General features: G+C 29.3%; 9 protein-coding genes and 2 pseudogenes. 6 read left to right on the forward strand and 5 right to left on the reverse strand.

Annotated elements, in window-relative coordinates; translation table 11 throughout:
• The 4 genes and pseudogenes from ACKVOV_RS02890 to ACKVOV_RS02905 all read right to left on the reverse strand — a co-directional run.
• Positions 1 to 1,165 (reverse strand): annotated as a pseudogene (locus ACKVOV_RS02890) (anthranilate synthase component I family protein); the annotation flags it as partial.
• Between the two features lie 263 nt (positions 1,166 to 1,428).
• On the reverse strand, positions 1,429 to 1,992 hold the full coding sequence (locus tag ACKVOV_RS02895) for a YceI family protein (protein ID WP_409205274.1): 564 nt from the start codon (positions 1,990 to 1,992) through the stop codon (positions 1,429 to 1,431).
• A gap of 25 nt (positions 1,993 to 2,017) precedes the next feature.
• Entirely contained in the window at positions 2,018 to 2,650 is a 633-nt protein-coding gene (locus tag ACKVOV_RS02900) for an NAD(P)H-dependent oxidoreductase (protein WP_409205275.1), read from the reverse strand.
• Positions 2,651 to 2,652: 2 nt separating this feature from the next.
• Positions 2,653 to 3,105: a MarR family winged helix-turn-helix transcriptional regulator gene (locus ACKVOV_RS02905; protein ID WP_409205276.1), complete on the reverse strand. Its 453-nt coding sequence runs from the start codon at positions 3,103 to 3,105 to the stop codon at positions 2,653 to 2,655.
• Between the two features lie 139 nt (positions 3,106 to 3,244).
• On the opposite strand from ACKVOV_RS02905, the gene ACKVOV_RS02910 reads away from it, so the two are divergent.
• Complete coding sequence (locus ACKVOV_RS02910; RefSeq protein ID WP_409205277.1) at positions 3,245 to 3,559, forward strand: rhodanese-like domain-containing protein; 315 nt, start codon at positions 3,245 to 3,247, stop codon at positions 3,557 to 3,559.
• A 58-nt stretch (positions 3,560 to 3,617) separates the two neighbouring features.
• On the opposite strand, the gene ACKVOV_RS02915 is transcribed toward ACKVOV_RS02910, so the two are convergent.
• Complete coding sequence (locus ACKVOV_RS02915; RefSeq protein WP_409205278.1) at positions 3,618 to 4,301, reverse strand: cell division ATP-binding protein FtsE; 684 nt, start codon at positions 4,299 to 4,301, stop codon at positions 3,618 to 3,620.
• A 153-nt stretch (positions 4,302 to 4,454) separates the two neighbouring features.
• Here ACKVOV_RS02915 and ACKVOV_RS02920 point away from each other — a divergent pair, with 153 nt between their 5' ends.
• The 5 genes and pseudogenes from ACKVOV_RS02920 to ACKVOV_RS02940 all read left to right on the forward strand — a co-directional run.
• Positions 4,455 to 7,466: a tetratricopeptide repeat protein gene (locus ACKVOV_RS02920; RefSeq protein ID WP_409205279.1), complete on the forward strand. Its 3,012-nt coding sequence runs from the start codon at positions 4,455 to 4,457 to the stop codon at positions 7,464 to 7,466.
• 58 nt (positions 7,467 to 7,524) lie between these two features.
• Positions 7,525 to 9,294 (forward strand): TonB-dependent receptor, encoded by a 1,770-nt coding sequence (locus ACKVOV_RS02925; protein ID WP_409205280.1) that lies wholly within the window; start codon positions 7,525 to 7,527, stop codon positions 9,292 to 9,294.
• A gap of 90 nt (positions 9,295 to 9,384) precedes the next feature.
• Positions 9,385 to 9,834 carry a hypothetical protein gene (locus ACKVOV_RS02930; RefSeq protein ID WP_409205281.1) on the forward strand — a complete coding sequence of 150 codons (450 nt, stop codon included), beginning with the start codon at positions 9,385 to 9,387 and terminating at the stop codon, positions 9,832 to 9,834.
• A gap of 77 nt (positions 9,835 to 9,911) precedes the next feature.
• The gene (locus tag ACKVOV_RS02935; RefSeq protein WP_409205282.1) at positions 9,912 to 10,316 is read left to right on the forward strand and encodes a hypothetical protein; all 405 of its coding nucleotides are present in this window, start codon (positions 9,912 to 9,914) and stop codon (positions 10,314 to 10,316) included.
• Between the two features lie 163 nt (positions 10,317 to 10,479).
• Positions 10,480 to 10,867 (forward strand): annotated as a pseudogene (locus ACKVOV_RS02940) (asparagine synthase B); the annotation flags it as partial.

A 10,867-nucleotide genomic window follows, 5' to 3' on the forward strand; every position in this document is an offset into this window, starting at 1 on the left:
TATCAGTTGCATAGCTTTGTGTTTTGGTGCGCCAGATAAAGTTCCTGCAGGAAAAGTATCAGCTACGACTTTCATTGTAGAAGATTTTTCATGTATTTGTCCTGTAACTTTAGAAACTAAATGAATGACGTGAGAAAAAAATTGTACTTCACGATATTTTTCTACTTTCACCTGATGACTTTGTCTGCTTAAATCATTTCGAGCCAAATCTACTAACATCACATGTTCGGCATTCTCTTTTACATCTTCAGATAAACTTTTAGCTAGAATGGCATCTTGTTCGTCATTTCCAGTTCTTTTGAAAGTACCTGCAATGGGGTGAATTTCGGCTTTTCGGTCTTTTATGACCAATTGTGCTTCGGGTGATGAACCCATAATTTTGAAATCGCCATAATCAAAAAAGAATAAATAGGGTGATGGATTTATACTTCGTAAAGCGCGATATACATTAAATTCATCACCTCTAAACCCTTGTGTAAATCGTCTTGATAATACCAATTGAAAAACATCGCCACGGTAACAATGTTTTTTGGCTAAAGCCACATTTTCTTTGAAATCTTCATCGGTTAAATTCGATTTTTTATCATCGGTTTTAAAAAAAAGAGTAAGCTGGTAAATTACGTGTTTGCAATAATTGCTCGATTTCAAAAATATTATTTTCTTCGGTTACTGAATGACAGAAAATATAAGCTTCGTTTTTGAAATGATTAATCGCTATGATATTTTGATATACAGCATAATAAATATCTGGAATTTGTAAATCATTTTCTTTTTTTGAAATTTCTATTTTTTCGAAATAACGCACAGCATCATAAGAGATATAACCAAATAATCCATTATTGATGAATTTGAAATTATTGTTTTCCGATTTAAATTGAGATGTAAATCTTTCAATTTCGTTAGGAATGTTGGTTTCATTATCGATTTTAATTTTTTCTGAACTTCCATCAGGAAATGATTTGAAGATAGTTTCATTTTCTATTTTTATCGATGCAATTGGATTGCAACAGATATAAGAAAAACTGTTGTCATTTGCATGATAATCGCTACTTTCTAACAATAAGCTGTTAGGGAATTTGTCACGAATTTTTAGGTAAATACTTACCGGTGTGATAGTATCAGCAAGAATTTGTTTGAATTGAGTTTTAAGATTATAAGTTTTCATAAAAATTATTTTCGTTTTTTGCATAAAAAAAAGGCTTGTCGTGATTGACAAGCCTTTTTATATATTTTGAGTTTAAAAAATACAATATAGAGGATTAGTTCACGACGTCTGACGTAAATTATTCCACCACCAAGTATTGTTTAAAAATGTGTTCATTTTCTAAATTTGAGTTACAAATGTATAAAAATAGTATTACATAAAACTATTTTTTACAAAAAAACCTCGAAAACTTATTTTCGAGGTTTTTATATTTACTTTTAAATTTAGAATTGTAAAGCTACTTTCAACTCAAATTCATTATCAATAGCTTTGTCTCCAATGCTTTCAAAGAAAGATTTAGAACCGTATTTAATGTCATATTTAGTTCTATCAACCATTAATGTAGTTGTTGCTGAATTTGCAGTTGTTGCAAGATCAAAAGTGATAGGTTTTGTAATTCCTTTGATTGTTAAATCAGCAGTTACAATATAAACTCCGTTTGCTTTTGCAGCTAGTTTTTTGAATACTAAAGTTGCAGTTGGGAATTTTTCAACACTAAAAAAATCTTCTGATTTTAAATGACCATTCAATTTTCCTAAGTATTCTCCAGTTAAATCAGTTGCAGTTAATGATGTCATATCTACAACAAAATTTCCTCCAGCTAGTTTTTTACCTTTAAAAATTAATGTACCTTCTTTTAGATTTACAATTCCAGAATGTTGTCCTGTTACTTTTTTAGCCAACCAGTTTATACTACTTTTTGAGGCATCTACTTTTTTTGTTTGAGCCGAAACTGTTGTTCCGAAGGCTACTAATAATGCTAATGCAATTGCTTTTAAATTTTTCATTTGTTTTAATTTTAGTTGTTAATAATTAAATAGTTATATATAAATCTTCATTCGATTTTCTTACTTTTTTGTAATGTTGTGTATCATCTTCTTCATGACGATATCCTACAGCTGCAATAACAGCTGCATTAAGATTTAGTTTGTCTAAACCTAAAATTTCATTATATTGTTTTGCATCGAAGCCTTCCATTGGAGTTGTATCAATTTTTAGTTCGGCAGCTGCACTAATTAAATTTGCTAAAGCAATATAAGTTTGTTTTGCAGTCCAAACATTTTTTGCTTCTTCAGTTAATGAATTTACATTCCCTTTCATAAAGTCACCATAGCCTGATAATGCATCGATAGGTAAGCTTCTTGTTTGAGAAACATTTTCTAAATAAGAATCTATTTCTGCACTACCAATATTGGTTTGATTGGCAAATACAATTAAGTGAGAAGCATCAACAATCTGAGTTTGACCCCAAGATGCTGGTTGTAATTTTGCTCTTATCTCTGGGTTTTCTACAATTATAATTTTGTAAAGTTGTAATCCATAAGAAGAAGAGCTTAGTCGAATAGCTTCTTTAAGTGTTTCTAAATCTTTTGTAGATACTTTTTTTGTAGCATCAAATTTTTTTGTAGCATAACGCCAATTCTGATTTTCAATAAATGTACTCATAATTAATTTCGGTATTTTTCTAATAAATTATTTAATTGTTCTAATTCTTCTAAAGTTAATTTGTTTGCAAAATTCTTTTCATGTTCTATAACAATGGGGTCAAGTTCTGCTAGTACGTCTAATCCCTTTTGAGTGATTAGAATTTCTATTTTTCTTCTATTTGCTGGACATTCGCTACGAGTAACCATTTGTTTCAGGAGTAATTTGTCAATTAGTCTTGTTGTGTTACTATTTTTTGCAATCATTCTTTCTTGAATATCACACATGTTTACAGGTTTGCCTTTTTGTCCTCTTAATATTCTCAAAACATTATACTGTTCTCCAGATAAATCATAAGGTTTTATTAATTCTTGAAAATTATCATGCAAAACATTTTTTGTGTATGAGATATTAAGCAGTACTTTTTTAGCAATATCCATAGGAATGGTACTTTTTATTTCATCTTCTATTCTCATAGTTTCTATTACTAAATTTGTATATACAAATGTAATGTTTTTTTATTTGTATATACAAATGTGTATTAAATTTTTGTTAAATTATTTTTTAACAAATTTTGTATTAGATTTTATTATTTTTGATAAAAAAATAGAAGAAATGAATTTACCACAAGAAGTATGGTGGGCAAAAGCCCAAGAAGACGAAAATGCAGTAGTCCTAGATGTTCGTACTGAAGATGAATGCAATGAAGGTATTATTCCTAATGCAATTACTATTGATATATATAAAGGACAAGGATTTGTTTATAAAATAGAAGAACTAGACAAATCTAAAAATTACTATGTGTATTGTAAAGCAGGTGGAAGAAGTGCACAAGCTTGTAATATTATGAACCAATTGGGTTTTGAAAATACTTATAACCTTTTAGGAGGAATGATGGAATGGAATGGTCCTGTTGAAATAAAAGACTAAAAAAAAAAGGCTTTCAGAAAGAATTTTCTAAAAGCCTTTTTTTAATAATGTAATATCTCTAAACCGTTCTCTGAACGACTTCAAAAATAGTTCCATCTTCACATTTTAATGTTTTCGAAGGATATTTCATAAGTAAAGCATAATCATGAGTTGCCATGATAATTGTTTTGCCTTGGGCATTTATCTTTTTTAGTAATTCTAATATTTCTCCACTGGTTTGAGGATCAAGATTTCCTGTAGGTTCATCAGCAAGAATAAGCTCAGGGTCGTTTAGTAAAGCGCGAGCAATAGCAACACATTGTTGCTCCCCACCAGAAAGCTGATGTGGCATTTTGTTTGCCAGACTGAACATTCCTACTTTTTTAAGAACCTCTTCTGCTTTGTTATCCATTTCTTGTATGTCAGTCCAACCTGTTGCTTTTAGTACAAAAAGTAAATTGTTAGCGACAGTTCTGTCTGGTAATAATTTAAAATCTTGAAAAACCATTCCTATTTTTCGACGCAAATAAGGAATATCTTGGTCTATTAATCCGTTTAAATCATAATCTACAATAGTTCCTTCACCATCAGTAAGAGGCAAATCACCATAAAGTGTCTTCATAAAACTACTTTTTCCAGAACCAGTTTTACCTATTATATAGATAAATTCACCTGAATTTACATTCAGATTTATATCGGAAATAATTTTATTTCCAGATTGGTATATGTTTACGTCTCGAAGTGATAAAATGGTTTTTGACATCTTTTGTAGAATTTTATTTCGTAAAAGTAGTAAGTTATGTTTCTTATTCAAAATAAAATTTAAGTTGTTATTCAATTTTGGATACTAAACCCTAATTTTCCTCGTTTGAAGAGTAAGAATGTACTATATTTGAAATCCTAAAATAAGTTACCAATGCAAAAATATTTATTGTCAATTTTCGTATTTCTATTCTTTGGATTTACCTCTACATTTGCACAACAATCAGCAATTTATACTAATGATTTAGCAGATTATAATCAAGCTTTGTCTTTGTTTAACAATAAACAATATCAATCGGCACAAATACTTTTTGATAAGATTAAACAAGAAAATTCAAATTCCGAATTAGAAGCCGATTGTACTTATTATAGTGCCAATTGTGCGATAAGATTAAATCAGAATAATGCTGATGAAAAAATGGAAAGTTTTGTAAAAAATTATCCAACAAGTACTAAACAAAATTTAGCCTTTACCGAAGTCGCTACCTATTATTTTGAACAAGGAAAATATCCACAAGCATTAGAATGGTTTGATAAGGTCGATGAAAGTAGTTTGACGGAAGATGAATTAGATAAATATAATTTCTATAAAGGTTACAGTTTTTTTAATTCTGGAAAAAAGAAAGAAGCCACTCAATATTTTAATAAAGTGCTTAATTCTCAAGAATATGGTTCGCAAGCAAAATATTATCTGGGTTTTTTAGCTTATGAGGGTGATGATTATAAGGAAGCAACCAAATATTTTGACCAGGTTTCGGGCGAAGAAAAGTACAAAGAAAAGTTATCGTATTTTCAAGCAGATATGAATTTCAAACTCGGAAAATTCGACAAAGCTATCCAATTAGGACAAGCAGCTATGAATAATTCTAATGATTTTGAAAAATCAGAATTGAATAAAATTATTGGTGAAAGTTATTTTAATTTAAAAAAATATAACGAAGCCATCCCGTTTCTAAAAGAATATAAAGGGAAAAAAGGAAAGTGGAACAATACCGATTATTATCAGTTAGGATACGCTTTTTACAAACAAAATGATTTCGAAAATGCCATTACGCAGTTCAATAAAATTATCGATGGTAAAGATTTCGTAGCTCAAAATGCCTATTATCATTTAGGAGAAAGTTATTTGAAAACGGATAAAAAGCAACAAGCATTAAATGCATTCAAAAATGCTTCGGAAATGACTTTTGATGCCAAAATCCAAGAAGATGCCGCTTTAAATTATGCTCGATTGAGTTATGATATTGGAAATTCGTACCAAAGTGTTCCCGATGTTTTGAATGGTTTTATGACGAAATATCCATTAAATCCAAATAAAGCAGAAATTGAAAACTTATTAATTAATTCTTACATCACTTCAAAAAATTACAAAGAAGCATTAACATTATTAGAAAGAAACAAATCATTTGGAAACAAAACGGCTTATCAAAAAGTAGCTTTTTATCGTGGTTTAGAGTTATTTACTGATGGAAGTTATAAAGACGCTTTAGCTATTTTTAAAAAATCGATTGCTGAACAAAAAGATGGGAATTTTTCTGCTCGTGGCACGTTCTGGAAAGCAGAAACGGAATATGTTTTAGAAGATTTTACCAATGCTTTATTAAGTTTTAAACAATTTTTAGGATATCCAGAATCCAAAGAAACAACTGAATTTTCGAATGTAAATTATAATATTGCTTACAGCCATTTTAAGTTGAAAGAATATGAACAAGCAGGCAATTTTTTTCAGAAATACATTGAGGTTTCTAAAGACGATAAAACCCGTCTAACTGATGCTTATCTACGTTTGGCAGATAGCAGATTCGTAACTACAAAATATACTTCTGCATTAGAAGCTTATGATAAAGCCATCGTTTTAAAAACAGTTGATGCCGATTATGCTGCTTTTCAAAAAGCGATTTGTTACGGGTTTATGGGTAAAAACGACAAGAAAATTACCGATTTTAATGAGTTTATAAAAACCTTTCCAAACTCTCAATATCGAGATGACGCACTGTTCGAATTAGCAAATACATATACCGCCGAAAATGAAACATCATCATCTATAAAAACTTATGATCAGTTGATTGCGGAGAATAATAACGGAAGTTATGCGTCTAAAGCGATACTTCGTCAAGGTTTAATATATTATAATGCCGATAAAGACGAACAAGCTTTAACCAAATTCAAAAAAGTAGTTGCCGATTTTCCAAAATCGGAAGAAGCGCTAGAAGCTGTAAAAACGGCACGATTAATTTATGTAGATAACGGAAAAGTTGACGAATATGCTACCTGGGTAAAATCGCTCGATTTTGTCGATATTTCTGATGCCGATTTAGATAATGATTCTTGGGAAGCTGCCGAAAAGCAATATTTGCAAGGAAATACGAAACAAGCGATTACGAACTTAAGCAGTTATATTAAGACTTTCCCTAACGGAATACGTATTCTAAAAGCTAATTTTTATTTAGCGGAAAGTTATTTTAAAGAAGAATCTGCTAATTCAATTCCTTGTTATGAGTTTATAATTTCAAAATCTAGAAATGAATATACAGAGCAATCTTTGTCAAGATTATGCCAGATTTTCTTGCGAAATACAAACTATGTTAAAGCAATTCCGGTTTTACTTCGCCTAGAAACCGAAGCCGATTTTCCTCAGAATAAAACTTATGCACAAGCCAATTTGATGAAAAGTTATTATACCGAAAAAGACTATGCTAATTCAGTGATTTATGCCGAAAAAGTTTTAGAAAACCCAAAAACAGAAGATAAAATTAAGAGTGATGCTCAAATTATTGTAGCTCGTTCAGCGATACAAGTTGGTGATGAAGCCAAAGCTAAAACCGCCTACGCCAAATTGCAGAAAATTGCCAAAGGAGAACTCGCTGCCGAAGCTTTGTTTTATGATGCCTATTTCAAAAATAAAGACTCAAAATTTGAAGATTCTAATAAAGTTATTCAAAAACTAGCTAAAGATTATTCGGGTTATAAATATTTTGGTGCCAAAGGATTGGTAGTAATGGCAAAGAACTTTTATGGATTAAAAGATAGTTTTCAAGCAACCTATATTCTAGAAAGTGTGATAAAAAACTTTACAGATTATACCGATGTTGTGGAAGAAGCTAAAAAAGAACTCGATTTAATAAAGGTTGAAGAAGCTAAAACAAATTCGTCGATTTCTAAGTAAAAACCTCTGAATTTCTGTGTCATCTTCGGATGAATTGTGAAATAGCAATAAAAAATATATGAAAAATAAAATCATCATTATTCTATTAATAACGTTTCAATTTTCTTTCGCACAAAAGAAAGATGAAAACATTGGTACAGAAGTTGTAAACGTGGTAAAACCATATACACCAACTATTTCTGATGCTTTCAAAGTAAAGGAAGTTCCATCGTTAAACGACAACGAAACTAGTAAGAAGGAAGACGTTAAATATCAAATTTTTTCATTTCCTGTGGCATCAACATTTACACCATCTAAAGGAAAAGCCGCAGGTGTTGACAAGGCAAAACAAGAAAAGTTATTCTCTAATTATGCGACTTTTGGTCTTGGAAATTATGGAACTCTAAATACAGAATTGTTTGTTTCTCATGAAATAGATAATTATCAGTATGTAGGCGGGAAAATACAGCATCAATCATCGCAAGGCGGTATAAAAAATGTAGTGTTAGATGATAAATTCTCGGAAACTTTAGGAGGTATTTTTTATGGTTATCAACGGAATGATATTAAATGGACTGCGGATTTAGGTATGAAAAATGAAGGATATAATTGGTATGGTTTGCCTATTTATGTTGCTTTAGATGAAAATTTGGTTATGAATATTAATCCGAAACATTCATATAATACAGCAAAAGTTGGAACAGAGTTAACTATTTCTAATAGTTTTTTTAATCAATTAAATTTAAATTATATTGCTTTCTCAGATAATTATAATTCTAAAGAAAATAGATTTATAATTAAACCTTCTTTTACATTCAATTTTGGAGATACGGCAATAAAAGCTAATTTTGGATTAGATTATTTGAATTCTAGTTCTGATAAGGCTTATGATGTTATGTTTCCAGATGACCTTAATAATAGTAAAAATCAAAAATCAGTTTTTATTTTTAATGTAAATCCTAGTTTTCAAATATTAAAAGATGATTTGTCATTAGATTTGGGAGTTAATTTGGTTTACTATTCAAGAATAAAAGATGTTTATTCAGGAATAGAATCAGATTCAGGAAGCAAATTTTTAATCTATCCTAAAGTAAACGTTTCCTATAAAGTTGTTGGAGATTTGATGATTGCTTTTGGCGGGGCTGAAGGGAAGTTAATTCAAAATTCTTATGCTAATTTTGCTCAACAAAATAAATTTTTATCACCAACTTTATTGATAAAACCTACAGATCAACAATATGAGATATTTGCTGGATTAAGAGGAAAATTATCATCAATACTTTCTTATTCGGTAAAAGGAGCTTATAATGTGTCTAAAGATAGTCCTTTGTTTGTTAGTAATAATTACTCATTGAGTAATTTAAACAAGGATAATTATACTTATGGTAATTCATTTTATGTAGTATACGATAATATTAATACTTTGTCATTTAATGGACAATTAAAAGCAGATGTAAATAAAAATATATCTCTAGGTTTAAATGCAGAATTTAATTCTTATAAGGTTGATAAAAACTATGAAGCTTGGAATTTACCTACTATCAAAGCAAGTTTCAATTCGGATTTTAATATTGGTAAAAAATGGTATGCAGGAACTCAATTTTTTTATGTCGAACAAAGAAAAGATATACAAGTAAATACTTCTTCATTAGGCCATTCAAGAGATTATATTCAAACAATATCAGGCTTTTTCGATATTAATGCACACGTAGGTTATAAATACAACGAACGATTAACAGCTTTCTTAAAAGGGAATAATCTTGCCAATCAAAGTTATAATCGTTGGTTAAATTATCCTGTACAAGGCGCACAAGTGATTGTCGGAGCAAGTTATAAATTTGATTTTTAGACTTCTGTTGTGAATGTTTTTTTATGAAATTGATTTTCTTTGCGACCATTGCGAAAAACTTTGCGTTCTTTGCGGTTAAATAAAAAAAGAATGTTTTCAAAACAAAAAATCCATCAACAATATCTTCAATTAGTTCAGGATAAAATAGATGTTTTTCAAGACATGATTTCATCATTAACCGAAGATTCAAAAAATGATGCCAAAGGTTCAGCTGGTGATAAGCACGAAACGGCTTTGTCTATGATGCATATCGAGCAAGAAAAACTAACAAATAAACTCAAAGAGTCCTTAGAACAAAAATCTATTTTAGATAAAATTGATACTTCACAAATTCATAATAAAGTGGCAGTTGGCAGTTTGGTAAAAACTAATAATTTGACAGTTTATATTAGTACAGCTTTGCCTAAAATTACCATTGAAAATCAAAATGTTTTTGCGATTTCTCCACAATCTCCGCTGGGAATTCAATTAATGGGAAAAGGAGTTGGTTTTGAATTTGAAATAAATGGAACTCAATATATTATTAGCAATGTTGAATAGTAATTGACATTAATTTGTTTATAACTAATTTAAAAGCAGTTATTTATATTCTGTAATTTTGTATAAAAATATAGACTATGGAAAATCAAATTAAAATGGATAACGGAATTGTAATAACTTTTTGTACGGATGAATCTACAGTAGAAAATTACAATAAAAATTCGCCATTGCCCCTCTTAAAAATTGAATATTTTTCTTCGGATATTAATATTACTGATATTATGATTGATACTTTTTTTGGTAGTAATGAAGAAGAAATTATTAAAAAAGTAAAATTAATTGTCGATGATATTGAATTTTATAAACACTTCAATATAGATTTTAATTTTGAATCATCAAAAAATGTAACTAATGATTGTTTATATTCTAGAAGTTTAAAAATTCAACTTAAAGCAGAAAGTGAAGCTTATATAGGTAATTTGACACCAGATGAGAAAAGATCTGCTCACGAAAATCGTAAAGTAAAAAGGATAAATACATAAATTACAATTTAAAACTTCAAATTAAAATTTAATCATTTTTACTTTCATATTTATATTTAAATTAAACATTTAGTTATGATTTAAAACTAAAAATAAATATCTAGTTTAGATATAATATCATTATTTGCACTTTTGCTTCAGAAATAATTAGAAACAAAACGTTATGTGCGGAATATTAGCCATTATTGGAAAAGGAAAAGATCAAAAATTAGTAAAACAATTATCTAAAAGAATGTCACATCGCGGACCAGATGAAAGCGATTTACATGTTACAGATAATGGACATATTCTAAGTCATGAACGTTTGTCGATTATCGATTTGCACTCGGGGCGTCAACCTATTCAAGGTTCTTCTTCAGCTTGGATGATTCATAATGGTGAAATATACAACCATCAAGAATTAAGAGATGGAATATTAAAAGACCATACTTTCAAAACCAAATCGGATTCGGAAGTAATTGTGCATTTGTATGAAGAATTTGGGTATGATTTTCTAAATCAATTAGATGGCGATTTCGCTTTTGTGGTTATAGATGGCGACGATTATATTG

The organism is Flavobacterium sp., from assembly GCF_046153165.1.
In the GTDB taxonomy this organism is placed as follows: Bacteria; Bacteroidota; Bacteroidia; order Flavobacteriales; family Flavobacteriaceae; genus Flavobacterium.